The organism is Alteromonas sp. 5NW40-0090 (assembly GCF_057552975.1).
In genome coordinates, this window is record NZ_BAAJLT010000003.1 from 91,282 (window position 1) to 103,922 (window position 12,641).

Annotated in this window: 13 protein-coding genes; 4 read left to right on the forward strand and 9 right to left on the reverse strand. The window is 45.1% G+C overall.

Annotated elements, in window-relative coordinates:
* Positions 1-92 precede the first annotated feature (92 nt).
* On the reverse strand, positions 93-794 hold the full coding sequence (locus AC27KT_RS04455) for a glutathione S-transferase family protein (protein ID WP_487127733.1): 702 nt from the start codon (positions 792-794) through the stop codon (positions 93-95).
* Positions 795-962: 168 nt separating this feature from the next.
* Here AC27KT_RS04455 and AC27KT_RS04460 point away from each other — a divergent pair, with 168 nt between their 5' ends.
* Positions 963-1,322, forward strand: coding sequence for a winged helix-turn-helix transcriptional regulator (locus AC27KT_RS04460; protein WP_014949063.1), 360 nt, complete (start codon positions 963-965; stop codon positions 1,320-1,322).
* A gap of 90 nt (positions 1,323-1,412) precedes the next feature.
* Here AC27KT_RS04460 and AC27KT_RS04465 read toward each other — a convergent pair whose 3' ends face one another.
* Entirely contained in the window at positions 1,413-1,691 is a 279-nt protein-coding gene (locus AC27KT_RS04465; RefSeq protein ID WP_136781164.1) for a putative quinol monooxygenase, read from the reverse strand.
* Between the two features lie 298 nt (positions 1,692-1,989).
* Between AC27KT_RS04465 and AC27KT_RS04470 the strand changes: the two genes are divergently transcribed.
* The gene (locus tag AC27KT_RS04470; protein ID WP_487127735.1) at positions 1,990-3,297 is read left to right on the forward strand and encodes a diguanylate cyclase; all 1,308 of its coding nucleotides are present in this window, start codon (positions 1,990-1,992) and stop codon (positions 3,295-3,297) included.
* 45 nt (positions 3,298-3,342) lie between these two features.
* Here the strand turns inward: AC27KT_RS04470 and AC27KT_RS04475 are convergent, their stop codons facing one another.
* From AC27KT_RS04475 to xdhA, 7 genes are all read right to left on the reverse strand, one after another.
* On the reverse strand, positions 3,343-4,632 hold the full coding sequence (locus AC27KT_RS04475; protein ID WP_487127737.1) for a urate hydroxylase PuuD: 1,290 nt from the start codon (positions 4,630-4,632) through the stop codon (positions 3,343-3,345).
* Positions 4,633-4,680: 48 nt separating this feature from the next.
* Positions 4,681-5,973, reverse strand: a complete 1,293-nt coding sequence (gene guaD / locus AC27KT_RS04480; protein ID WP_487127739.1) for a guanine deaminase — start codon at positions 5,971-5,973, stop codon at positions 4,681-4,683.
* Between the two features lie 5 nt (positions 5,974-5,978).
* Positions 5,979-6,305, reverse strand: a complete 327-nt coding sequence (uraH, locus tag AC27KT_RS04485; protein WP_487127741.1) for a hydroxyisourate hydrolase — start codon at positions 6,303-6,305, stop codon at positions 5,979-5,981.
* Between the two features lie 81 nt (positions 6,306-6,386).
* Positions 6,387-6,890, reverse strand: coding sequence for a 2-oxo-4-hydroxy-4-carboxy-5-ureidoimidazoline decarboxylase (gene uraD, locus AC27KT_RS04490; RefSeq protein ID WP_487127743.1), 504 nt, complete (start codon positions 6,888-6,890; stop codon positions 6,387-6,389).
* Positions 6,880-7,779: a xanthine dehydrogenase accessory protein XdhC gene (gene xdhC / locus AC27KT_RS04495; protein ID WP_487127745.1), complete on the reverse strand. Its 900-nt coding sequence runs from the start codon at positions 7,777-7,779 to the stop codon at positions 6,880-6,882. Before xdhC ends, uraD begins: the two co-directional genes overlap by 11 nt.
* Positions 7,776-10,142, reverse strand: coding sequence for a xanthine dehydrogenase molybdopterin binding subunit (xdhB, locus tag AC27KT_RS04500; RefSeq protein WP_487127747.1), 2,367 nt, complete (start codon positions 10,140-10,142; stop codon positions 7,776-7,778). The genes xdhC and xdhB overlap by 4 nt, the downstream gene beginning before the upstream one ends.
* A complete protein-coding gene (gene xdhA / locus AC27KT_RS04505; RefSeq protein ID WP_487127749.1) occupies positions 10,135-11,580 on the reverse strand; it encodes a xanthine dehydrogenase small subunit in 1,446 nt (481 codons plus the stop codon). The genes xdhB and xdhA overlap by 8 nt, the downstream gene beginning before the upstream one ends.
* Positions 11,581-11,797: 217 nt before the next feature.
* Between xdhA and AC27KT_RS04510 the strand changes: the two genes are divergently transcribed.
* Together AC27KT_RS04510 and AC27KT_RS04515 are read left to right on the forward strand one after the other, a co-directional pair.
* Positions 11,798-12,019 carry a hypothetical protein gene (locus tag AC27KT_RS04510; RefSeq protein ID WP_487127751.1) on the forward strand — a complete coding sequence of 74 codons (222 nt, stop codon included), beginning with the start codon at positions 11,798-11,800 and terminating at the stop codon, positions 12,017-12,019.
* Positions 11,997-12,641 (forward strand): TetR family transcriptional regulator C-terminal domain-containing protein, encoded by a 645-nt coding sequence (locus AC27KT_RS04515; RefSeq protein WP_487127753.1) that lies wholly within the window; start codon positions 11,997-11,999, stop codon positions 12,639-12,641. The genes AC27KT_RS04510 and AC27KT_RS04515 overlap by 23 nt, the downstream gene beginning before the upstream one ends.

Genomic DNA, 12,641 nt, shown 5'->3' on the forward strand with positions numbered 1-12,641 from the left:
TTGTGTCACCGTGAAGTTAATGTTTAATATGCTCTCGCCAAGGCGCTTCACTTGGTTTGAACGGTCTGTTTTGCCTGTTTTAATTAGTATTATTAAAATCTGTCAGCGTTAGCTTTCTCTTGCTTAGCTTGTTGTTCTGAATCCCCTCTGCCAAAGAAAGCCTCAAAAGGTTCCGGAATAGTTAGTGCGCGCTGAGTTGCTTCGCGCTGATCAATGCGCTTAAACCATGCTTTAAGGTTTTCCAGACCCGAAACATCTACTTTTGCCCAATGATAGGCTCTGGCCCAAGGGTAGGTTGCCATGTCAGCAATAGTGAACTCGTCGTTCACTAAATAACTTCGACCTTCAAGCCTTGTGTTTAGCACTTCTAAAAGGCGCCGACTTTCTGACACGTATCTATCAATGGCGTAGGAGTTGTGCTCACTCTGTTTGGGCGCAATCCGCTGAAAGAACATGGCCTGTCCCATCATTGGCCCGATCCCTCCCATTTGAAACATTAGCCACTGCAGAACTTCTGATTCCTTATCGTTGTTTGGCGGAATGAACTTTTGATACTTTTTCGCTAGATACCAAAGTATGGCGCCGGACTCGAAAACCACGAAGTTGTTGTTAGATTTATCGATGATAGTTGGGATGCGGCCATTGGGATTGATGGCTATATATTCAGGCGACTTTTGCTGCCGAGAGGCGAAGTCAATGTGAGTTAAGTCGTAATCTACACCTGCCTCTTCTAAAAAGATAACGGGCTTCCATCCATTCATTGTGCTTGCGGTGTATAAATGAATATCTTTCATGGCTTACACTCCAAAGAGGCCTACAGTGAACCTTTTACATTAACATTAGACTAATTAGCTAAGGGTGAAATTAAAGGTAAACTTGCTTATGTGGTCTATTTTAGTTACCTTGTTCAAACAAGCAATTAGTATACTTTTAGTAACTAGGTGGTTTTTTTAGGGAATTTGATGGAAAGTGAAATAAAAACAGACGCTAAGGGTAGAAAAACCGTTTTAAATACGTGCACCGAGCCTTGCGCGATTGAGCGTGGCATGCGCTTGATAGGTGGTAAGTGGACAGGCTCTATTATTTATCATTTGAAAGACGAACCTGTTAGGTTTAATGATTTATGCAGAATGCTCGGCGGTGCCAGCCGGAAGATGGTTGATCAGCGTCTTAAAGAGCTAGAAAACAACGGCATGGTCATTCGCAACGTTATCGACTCTCGTCCAATTGCGGTTGCTTATAGTCTCACTGAGTTTGGGCGCTCAGCGCTAGATATTCTTGAACAGCTAAGAGTCTGGTCTGAAAACCATACGAATGACTAAGACGTTACGTGCAAATTGCGAAATAATTAAGAGATTACGAAAACGGTGAGCATTGCTGTTCACCGTTTTAAAACTACCGCTTAATCATAGTTATCCTATTTTCACTAGCGGCAATCTTACAACCTTCTCAACAAGCGCTCCTGCTTTATCTTGAAAGCCTTTAAAATGCGGCGTCGCTTCATGAGCATCAAGCGCTGCTTGAGATTCCCATTTCTCGGTTATAACAAATACGCCGTCTTCGCATGAATGAAGGTCATACATTATTGCGCCTTGCTCAATACGACTTGCTTTGACTAAAGGAGTGAGTGCATCTAAGAGCGCCTCCTCTTGATGAGGCTTAGCAAAGATAACGACTGAAAATTCGATCACAACTGTCTCCTGATGATAAAGCGTTTAACATAAATCAATTAGCAAACTTGTTTTAGCGTTTAACGCTAATTTGCCATTTTTTTCGGGTAAGGCGCCCACCGTTCCATTCAATGTGTTGAGCCTTGATTATGCTAGCGTTGCAGAAGATTATCTAAGCCTTTTTCTTAGTTATATTCATTAGCTAATAAATAATTCTAATCTATACTTGCTTATACCAAAGTATATATTGAGCTTGTTGTGGGTTAAGAACCATTTTGTTGAGGCGAAGGAATGCAACTATTTAGCGGGGCAGTGCCCTATGTTTGAAAAAACCTTTCACTTTTGTCCAGTGGGGCTTGCTCACGTCAGTGTGGATGGCAGCTTCATTCGCGTTAATAAACGCCTGTGTGATTTTTTAGGGTACTCAAATGAAGACCTTACACAACTCACGTTTCAAGAATTAACGGCGCCAGATTATTTGGATGAAGATCTCGACCATCTGGCGCGTCTGTTGAAAGGTGACATTGACGACTACTCAATAGAAAAGCGTTACCTTAGAAGTGATGGCGAGGAGGTTTGGGCTAAGCTTACGGTTTCACTTGTCAGAGACGAACGGGGCAATCCAGACTATTTTATTTCAGTTGTAGAGGATATTGACGAGAAAAAGCGTATTCAAGCGGAATTATTTCAAGTCGATGCCCTGTTCAGTAAAATTGTTAGTGCATTCTCTGACAGAACTTTCATTTGGGTAGCGACCCCTGATTTATCGCAGCTGAAATATGTGAATAACGGATATGAAAACATTTTTGGTCGCAATGAATATGAACTCTACTGTAACCCCACTGGTTTTATTGACCATGTCCATGAAGATGATAAAGCGCGGGTACTAAAACAGTTCAGTCAGCGCCCTTTAAAAAATTGGGACATCCAATATCGTATTTATGATGCAAAAGGCGAGGTGAAATACCTGCATGACCGTGGAAGCTTGATTTATGACGACCTAGAAATGCATTCGCTTATCCTAGGTACAGCAGACGATATAACAAAAGAGAAAACACAGCAGCAAGCGCTGATGAGTGCGGTTACTAAGTTAGAGCATTTATCGAAAACCGACTCGCTTACTGGGCTCGCCAATAGAAGAGAAATCTTTAGCCAGTTAAATGATGAAATCTCTCGCATGGCCAGGGGTCAACAAACTTCTACTCTTGTCTATATTGACCTAAACAAATTTAAAGAAATTAACGACAAATATGGCCACAAAATAGGTGACAAAGCATTGGTCGAGTTTTCCAACAGCATGAGCGGGCTTTTACGTGAAAGCGATAGGTTTGGCCGTATCGGTGGCGATGAGTTTGTAATTATGCTTTACGGTACAGATGAAAACGAAACGGCTGCTTTTTTTGACAGAATTAAGCGCGAAAAATTTGAAGTTGAAGTCGATGGTAGTAACCTTGTCTCTATCGACTTCAGCGTTGGCTGGGTGCAGTGGAATGAGGGGATCAATTCTGTGCAAGAGTGGTTAGACAGAGCTGATGAGGTAATGTACGAAAAAAAGCAACAAGGGCAAGTTCAATCATCGACGGCTCAGAACATAGAAGTAAATAATATAAGAACTAATGCAGTGTAGCACGGTTGTTTTCGCGTATCACCGAGCTACACACACAAGTAAATGTTATTGACTTTTCTGGACAAACCAGCGAGATATGACTTGCCTTTCTTCTTCTGTCATTTTTGTTTTATTTAAAAATGGCATGTCTTTAGTTACGGTGGTTCTTCGAACCACTTGAGGCGCAAACCTTTCAATATCTTCCCATGAATCTAATACTACGCCCATGGGGGCAACTTTAAATATATCGTCGGTGGGCTTGCGCGAGTGGCAGCTTACACAGTGAGTGGTAATCAAGCCAGCGACGCGTTCACTACTAATTATTGATGCTTTTTCTTTTTCTATACCGTTAGAAGAATTTAAGGGGGCTCTTGGTGCAGATTGCTTCGCTGACTCCGAGTTCATGGATGAAGAAGCCAGCGTATCATCATGACTCAACGGTTGCATTGACGAGGCTTGCGGCCAAGATACCCACAGCGCGATGGCAAGCATGGCAACGGCGCCTGATACTAAAATACTTGGCGTAGTGGTACCCACATGACGTAAGTTAAAGAAATGGCGTATCCAAGCCGCAGCAGCCATAATGGCGATAAGTACAAGCCAATTTTGCGGGTGCTGATATGTCATGGGGTAGTGATTTGAAATCATGATAAACAGCAAGGGCAGTGTGAAATAGTTATTATGCACAGAACGCAGTTTTGCGCTTGCGCCCCATGCTGGGTCGATCTCTTTCTTTTCAGCCACCGCCGCCACCATTTTGCGCTGGTTCGGCATAATATTGAAAAAGACATTTCCCGCCATGATAGAACCGATAAGCGCGCCCACATGAATATAAGCACCGCGACCGCTAAACCAATGGGTAGACAAATAACAAACAGCACAAACAAGAGCGACCAAGCCAATGCCAAACGCAAGAGGGTATTTGGCTAATGGACTACGGCAGGCAAACTCATATAAGGCTAGCCCACCAAAGATTAACCCAAGTCCTAAAGATATTGCCATTGCGGGCGACATGGCGTTAACCGAAGGGTCGATGAGATAAGCGCTAGCGCCAAAGTAATAAACAATGATTAATAAGGCGAATCCTGACAGCCAAGTCGTGTACGCTTCCCATTTAAACCAGTGCAGGGTTTCAGGCATTTTTTCGGGACCATAAGCGTATTTGGCAACTTCATAGAAACCCCCGCCGTGAATAGCCCACAAATCGCCTTTAATACCTTTGTCCTGTTTCCATTTAGGTGGCGTTCGTAAATTGTTGTCTAACCAAATGAAGTAAAACGACGCGCCAATCCACGCAACACCGGCCACAACGTGAAACCAGCGTACAAATAAACTTATCCAATCGAGCCACGGCATTATTGCTCTCCTTTTTTAGGGCCCTAAAGGCCCTTCAGCAGCTTGTTATTAATTATGTTCTTTACGATAGCGACAGGCGCCACTAATCCACGTTTGGTCGATCGCGCGGTCGTCACCTAAAATACTTAAAGCGAAAAACACATCGTCGAAGTCGGCATCTTCTTTTATTCTCAACTGTGTTAATTCGTCAAACCTTGGCTCAACAACGATGAAGTCAGCGGTAGAGCCTGGGTTTAAATTGCCAATTTCGTGGTCAAGCGCATGGGCCACGGCCGCGCCCTGGGTCATAAGATAAAACCCTTCTAATGGGCTAATTGGCTCGTTGCGTAACTGACTGACCTTATAAGCATCGCCGTATGTTTTAAACATATTGAACGTAGTGCCGGCACCAACATCTGTAGCCATGGCGACATGTACCTTGTTAGCACGCGCTGCGGTCATATCAAAAAGGCCACTGCCTAAAAACAAGTTGGACGTAGGGCAAAACGCAACGGTAGCGCCGCTTTCTCCAAGGCGAGCCCACTCATTAGGCGTAAGGTGAATACCATGACCAAACACCGCGCGTTCTCGCACAAGGTTATATGTGTCGTAGACATCCAAGTAGCCGTCAGCGTTAGGGAATAAACTTTTCACCCAAGCGATTTCGTCCAAATTTTCAGACAAATGTGTTTGAATGAAAACGTCGGGATACTGCTTGGCAAGTTCACCTAATGCAGCAAGTTGTGCTTCTGTACTAGTAGGTGCAAAACGAGGGGTTAGGGCGTAGCGGTTACGGCCTTTGTTGTGCCAAGTCTCAATTAATGCTGCGCTGTCAGCCTGTGCTGTGGCCGGGCAGTCATTGAGTGCGCTAGGGCAATTCCTGTCCATACATACTTTGCCTGCTACAATCGCCATATCAATCTCGCTGGCGGCACTAAATAGTGCTTGGCTACTGCTTTTGTGAACGGTTGTAAAAACAAAGCCTGTTGTGGTGCCGTTCTTTAGCAGCTGATTCAAGAATACTTTCGCAATCGTTTCACCATGTTCACTATCCGCAAACTGCATTTCCGTAGGAAATGTATAGTTCTCAAGCCAGCTAAGCAGTTGCTCTCCATAATGCGCGATGCTCTGTGTTTGCGGATAGTGTAAGTGGCTGTCAATCAATCCGGGTAAAATCCACTTACCCGTTAAGTCAGTTACATTGGCGGCAGGGTAACGTTCAGCAATGTTGTTAAACGGTCCAATGTCTTTTATTTCTTTGTTATCTAATAACAAACCACCGTCTTTAAAAATAGCGATGTCATTATCGAACTGTGTGGTTTGTTTAGGAAAGTGCGCAATGCTTGCACGAAAAAGCTGCATGTTTGTTAGCTGCCCCTGTAGCTGCTGAAACCGAATGGAGAGATAAGAAGTGGCACATGATAATGACCGCCATTCTCATCAAGTTCAAATGTAATATCAATGTGTGGGTAGAAACTATTGCCATGCGTTTCTTCAAGGTAAGGCTTGCAGTGAAAGCGCAGGGTATAAACGCCCGCGGCAAAACCGTCTTCAACGCCCCAGTTTTTAAATCGGCCATCACTGTCTGTTTCACCAGAAAGAGTACTTCCGTTCGGTAGCGTGAGGGTAAGCGCAATACCTTGTGCTGGTTTACCCAAAGTGGTGTCAAGTACGTGGCTTGAAAGGGTATTCATACTGTAATCCTTAAATAATTTTCAATTCGTATTACTGCCGCATATAGCGTAAGCGTTTTGACTTTTCTATAACGCAGAGCACTAATCTAGTGCTTTATTAATACGTAAAAGGGTTATCTTTATTTGCTGCGCGGCAGCATTTGAAATCTCTTGCTGCGTCGTATTCGGCAGCCTTGCTTGCAATGCTTCTAGCATGGCTTGCGCAGAAAGCCCGGTGGCGCAGATAATAAAAATAAACCCGTGCTTGTCTAAATATGCCTGATTGGCTTCTTTTAACTGATGTAAAACGGCCTCGGACGCGCTGGCTGTACCCGACTGCTCACCCGCAGCAATGGCCTTGGTGTTTGCAAACTTTTTGCGCAACGAATCAACGTCGCCAATCATTGGGTGTGCCGTAAAAGCTTCGAGGTAGTCGTCATTACTGCACTTAGCCCACGCGTTCTTTGCTTGATTAACAAGTGTATCTTTGTCGCTATACGGGCGTGCTTCTACCATTTGGTAAATCCAGGTTTTTGCCGCGCAGCATTGTTCAAACCAAGCCGACGCTTCTTCAGCGCTTAGCGTATTTAGTTCATTAAGTGTCACTGATAGTGTCCTTTTCTCTGAGAAACGCTTTATTCGGCTTCTCACTGTCTTTGTTACTGTTGCCTGCCATTGCTTCTTTTGCATGAAGACGTTCAATAATTTGCGCAGATATAGAGACGGCAACTTCAATAGGTTGCTTACCAGGAATATCTCGATTACCTATAGGCGTAGATAGCCTTGCCAGCGCGTTGTCGTCAAACCCGCGCTGAGTCAGCTTGGTAACAAAGCGCTTTGCCTTTGTTTCTGAACCTATTAACCCAACAAAGGGTAGGGAAGGCAGCTTTAATGCCTGCTCTGTAATGCGATAGTCCAATTGATGGTCGTGGGTAAGTATAATTAGCCAACTGTCCTCATCAAGGTGTCTAACCTCGCTCTCTGGCGCTTCTTCCACCACTTTTTGCACGTTGGATGGCAATGAGAATGGAAACAAATCATCGCGACTGTCTATCCACGAAATTCGCACGGGTAATTGAGCCAAAATAGGCACCAGTGCTTTTGCAACATGACCTGCGCCAAAGATGGCAATGTGCTGCTGATGAACGTTACACACGTCAAAAAGTACCTTTACCGCACCGCCACAGCACTGCCCTAGAGAACTGCTTAACGGGTAGCTGTGAAGCTGAGTACATTTTTCGCCCTTAGCAAGAAACTCTCGGGCGCGGGCAATAGCGTCAAACTCAAGGTGTCCGCCGCCAATGGTATCGATGCTGTGCGAAGCGGTGACTACCATTTTACTGCCCGGTTCACGAGGCGTAGAGCCTGCAGTGCCTACCACAGTCACCAGCACATAGCCTTCGTTGCGCGCTTGGCATTCGGCTATTGCTTCATGCCAGTTCGTTGCGCGAAATGATTGGGGGGCGCGAAATGACGTTGGTGACGCGGGTGTCATAGCGCACCGCCTCGGCTATCCGATTGCTGTATAGCAGCTACCGCGTTTAACACCCGTTCTGGCGTAGCTGGCGTGTCTAACTGCGGGTCAACGGTATAGCCAGAAAGGCTAGAAATGGCATCTTTCAACGCACACCATACAGAAATGGCTAGCATAAACGGTGGCTCACCAACGGCTTTTGAGTGGTAGATGCTGTCTTCAGCATTCTTTCTACCGAAAAGCTTCACATTAAATTCCTTGGGCGTATCACCTATGGCAGGAATTTTATAAGTTGCCATATTTTCACTTATCAGCTTACCCGCGTCGTTCCACTTTAGGTCTTCTGTAGTTAGCCAACCCATACCTTGAATAAAACCGCCTTCTATTTGGCCAATATCAATAGCGGGGTTAAGGCTGTTGCCTACATCGTGAATAACATTAACTTTATCTACCGTGTATTCGCCGGTCAGCGTATCTACCGACACTTCGCTCATCGAAACGCCGTAGGCAAAATAGAAAAACGGGCGGCCTTCGCCTGTATCGCGGTTGTACCGCAACTTAGGGGTTTTATAGAAACCGCTTGAAGACAGCGATACGCGCGCAAAATAGGCGTGTTGAACCAGTTCAGCAAAGGCAATGCTGTTATCGTCTAGTACAACATGCTGATTTATAAACTGCACTTCACCAGCACGATCTTCTAACCCTAAGCTTTTAGCGTAGCATTCAGCCAAACGAGTTTTTAACGTAATACACGCATTTTGTACGGCTTTCCCGTTTAGGTCAGTACCACTTGATGCCGCTGTAGGCGAGGTATTAGGTACTTTGTCAGTGCGGGTAGCAGTGACCTCAATCATATCTAGGTCTAGGCCAAACTCATTGGCCGCAATTTGACCTATTTTGGTATGAAGCCCTTGGCCCATTTCAGTACCACCATGGTTCACTTGAATACTGCCGTCGGTGTATATGTGTACCAAAGCGCCCGCTTGGTTTAAGTGTTTTGCGGTGAACGAAATACCAAATTTAACGGGCGTTAGTGCCAAGCCTTTCTTAATTACCGGGCTTTCGCGATTAAACGCTGCAATCGCTTCACGGCGCTGCCAATACTGAGCGGATTCTTCAAGCTCTGCAATCATATCGGGCAGAAGGTTATGTTCTACCTTCATTCCATAGGGGGTAAAACTACCTGTAGTCGGGCCGTATAAATTACGCTTTCTTACCGATAAGGGGTCGCTGCCAATAGCACGGGCAATTTTATCAATCATGGCTTCCGCCATAATCATACCTTGCGGGCCGCCAAAACCTCGATAAGCGGTGTGCGATACCATATTGGTTTGCAATCTGTGACCAACAATGTCGCTGTCACCTAAGTAATAACCGTTATCAGCATGGAACATGGCTCTATCAACAATGGCGTCAGATAGATCAGGCGAGTGCCCACAAATACCATTAATGGTCATGCGGGTAGCTTCAATTTTACCCGTCTCGTCGAAGGCCACGCCAAACTCGTTTTCAAACGGGTGGCGTTTACCCGTAACGTGCATATCGGTGAAGCGCGGTAAGCGAAGCTTAACCGCACATTGATTGCGTGATGCCAGTAAAGCTGCGATGCAAGCCCATTGCGCGGCTTGAGTTTCTTTTCCGCCAAAGCCGCCGCCCATACGTCGCATGTCTACCATTACACGGTTCAATTTTACATCTAGCACTTCGGCAACGAGTTTTTGCACCTCACTGGGATGCTGACTAGAGGAGTAGATTTTCATGCGATCTTCTTCATCAGGGATCGCAAGGCTCACTTGCCCTTCTAAGTACATATGCTCCTGTCCACCAATACTTAGCGTACCATGTGCTTGGTGTGGCGCTTTTTCAAATGTGCTTTCAACGCGGTCAGCATGTTGGCCGAACCGGTGTAGGGGGCGCACAAACGTTTTCTGCTGGTGGGCAGCGTCTACGGTAAGTATAGGTTTGGTTTCACTCACCTCTATTATGCCTTTAAGTGCAGCTTGTCGGGCAAGCGTTACTGACGTGGCAAGTACTGCAAATACGGGCTGGCCGAAGAATCTGATTTCGCCATTAGCGAGCAATGGGTCGCCTTTAAACACAGGGCCAATATCTTTATGACCTGGTACGTCGTTAATCGTAACCACATCTACAACGCCTTCGCTTTGGCGAACAGCGTCAAGATTAATCGAGTCAATTGTGCCTTTGGCACATTGGCTTACACCTACTGCTGCGTAAAGTGTCCCCTGAGGTTCAGTGACATCGTCAACGTAGTTCGCAGAGCCTTGTACTTGGCGTGTTGCGCTCTCATGCTTTTTGGATACGTGGACAACACCTTGTTTCTCGTTCGTTTCTAAAGGATTAGGAGCATCAATTAACTTACGCATGTTGCACCACTCGTGTTTCAATATGGTTTATTGTTTGGTTTTCTAACCAGAAGCGATGCCATAGGTTGGCTAAAACTGTCTTGCGGTATTCAGCGGTAGCGCGCACGTCGTCAATAGGTGAAAATGCATCAAATAAAATTTGTTTACCTAACGTTAAACATTCTTTGCTAGCGAATTGCTTACCTTTTAAAACGTTCTCCAACGCTTCACAGGTTGACGGAACGGCAGCTACACCACCAAAGCCACTGGTAATAGCTTCGACCTTACCGTTGACGAGTGTGACATTAAATACCGCGCATACGGCCGATATATCATCTTCAAATCGCTTAGAAATTTTATAAGCGGCAAGTGACTGATTAGAGTTTGAAAAGGGTATTTCTATCGCGCTTATCCATTCATCTTTCGCCAACGTGGTTTCGCGATAGCCTTTGAAAAATGTGCTGATTGGGATTGTACGAACACTATCGCCGTTGTCTAAATGAAGTATGGCATTCACTGCGAGTAACAACGGCGGCATATCACCAATAGGCGAAGCGTTAGCCACGTTTCCGCCAATCGTTGCTTGATTGCGAATAGGCAGGGACGCAAAGCGCGTTACCAGTTCAGCGACTTGTGGAAATGCGTTTATTAAAAGAGGCGCCGCATCGTTGAGCGGAACTGCTGCACCAATAATAAGAGAATGCTCGTTTTTGGTGCATTGTTTTAGTGCATCGATATGAGAAACGCTGATAAGCGTTTGCACATCTTTTAACTGTTGAGTGAACTGCAAACTCAAATCGGTACTGCCAGCAACCAGTTGTGCGTCAGGATGTGCCTTAATCAGTGCTTTCAACTCTTCTCGCGATGTAGGCGTGTATATATTGCCTGTACCCGATGGCTTCTCACCAGATAGCGATAATAACGTGGCAAGGGTAGCTTCTTGGCGTGCCGTGAACTGATCATCTGGTGTTTGTTCGCACACTGCCAGCGTAGCGTCGATAATTGGGCGGTAGCCAGTGCAGCGGCACAAGTTGCCAGATAAAGCATGAAGCACATCGTCACGGTTTGGTTTTGTATTACTGTGGTATAAAGCAAACATCGACATGACAAACCCTGGTGTGCAGAAGCCACACTGCGAACCGTGATAGTCAACCAATGCCTGTTGCACAGGGTGTAAGTGTTTACCATCGCTTAAATGTTCTACGAACAATAGCTGTTTGCCGTGTACAGCGCTCATAAGCGTGATGCAGCTGTTCACTGTACGGTAGTTAAGTTTCGTCGCGTTATCAGATGATGCTGGCTCTACAAGCACTACGGTGCACGCGCCACAGTCTCCTGCTGCACAGCCTTCTTTGGTACCTGTTTTTTTACGATGTTCACGTATAAATTGCAGAAGGGTGAGGTCGGCTCGCGCTTCGTTTAATTCAACAACATCGTTATTTATTAGAAAGCGAATCATACTCACACCTTCTTGTTATATTCATTCTTGTATTCATTAATATAGCTGTATTTTTATCATAAAAGTAGACCATTTGGTCAATTTATTGCTTATAAAAAATGGCCGAGTTATGAAAGGCCATGATTTTGTGCAAAATTAGTTTGAAAAGTAGTAGAACGCTTTTCCAAACGTTTTTACTAAGCAATGCATTAATTATAAGAAGAACAAGGCAAGATTCGTGCTAGGTTTTGAGGTAATTGCAGAATTAATGTTTTTGAATGGCCCACTTCATCGGCGAGAAGCTCAGACTGTGGGTAACTCTCAGCTTCATGAGCATAGCAACATGTTGGCAATAAATGCTAACCTATCACAAAGGCATGCAGCACTTATCCTGCCTGTACGCTTGCAAAGTAGATTGCAAAGGAATTTAGATAATAATGATGAAGGTAAAGAGCACTGACGCTGGCGTTGGCGCTATGAACAGAAGAAAAATACTCCAAGCCGCTGAAAAGTGTTTTGCACAATTTGGCTTCAAAGGCACAGCAGTTCAAAAAATTGCTGATGAAGCAGGACTACCTAAAACCAACGTTTTGTATTATTTCAAAACTAAACAAGAACTCTATGTCGCGGTATTAGAAGAAACCCTTTCATTGTGGAACTCCCGATTCGACAAAGCAACGGTGGAGGATGACCCCGCCGAGGTGCTTGCTAATTACATTGCTGAAAAAATGGAAGTATCCCGAACGCACCCCATGGCTTCAAAGATTTTTGCTATGGAAATCATCAACGGTGCGCAAAACCTAAGTGGCTACTTTGATGAAGAGCATGCGCTTTGGATGAAAGGGCGCCTTGCGGTAATAGAAGCGTGGATAAAAGCTGGTAAACTTCCCCCGGTTGAAGGTGAGTACTTGCTTTACACTATTTGGGCAAGCACCCAGCATTACGCTGACTTTTCAGCGCAAATTACCCGATTGCGCGGTAAGAAAATGACAAAAGCAGATTTTGACGACGCTACAAAGCAAGTGGTTAAACTTGTGCTTGGCGGTTGTGGACTGTCTTTGCCAGAAAGTTTCGAGGTGTAG

Bases quoted from the DNA above. Each gene is read 5' to 3' on its own strand.
- AC27KT_RS04470 (WP_487127735.1), top strand. From the start codon at position 1,990: ATGTTTGAAAAAACCTTTCACTTTTGTCCAGTGGGGCTTGCTCACGTC.
- xdhB (WP_487127747.1), bottom strand. From the start codon at position 10,142: ATGCGTAAGTTAATTGATGCTCCTAATCCTTTAGAAACGAACGAGAAA.
- AC27KT_RS04460 (WP_014949063.1), top strand. From the start codon at position 963: ATGGAAAGTGAAATAAAAACAGACGCTAAGGGTAGAAAAACCGTTTTA.
- AC27KT_RS04475 (WP_487127737.1), bottom strand. From the start codon at position 4,632: ATGCCGTGGCTCGATTGGATAAGTTTATTTGTACGCTGGTTTCACGTT.
- AC27KT_RS04515 (WP_487127753.1), top strand. From the start codon at position 11,997: ATGATGAAGGTAAAGAGCACTGACGCTGGCGTTGGCGCTATGAACAGA.
- guaD (WP_487127739.1), bottom strand. From the start codon at position 5,973: ATGCAGCTTTTTCGTGCAAGCATTGCGCACTTTCCTAAACAAACCACA.
- uraH (WP_487127741.1), bottom strand. From the start codon at position 6,305: ATGAATACCCTTTCAAGCCACGTACTTGACACCACTTTGGGTAAACCA.
- xdhA (WP_487127749.1), bottom strand. From the start codon at position 11,580: ATGATTCGCTTTCTAATAAATAACGATGTTGTTGAATTAAACGAAGCG.
- xdhC (WP_487127745.1), bottom strand. From the start codon at position 7,779: ATGACACCCGCGTCACCAACGTCATTTCGCGCCCCCCAATCATTTCGC.
- AC27KT_RS04455 (WP_487127733.1), bottom strand. From the start codon at position 794: ATGAAAGATATTCATTTATACACCGCAAGCACAATGAATGGATGGAAG.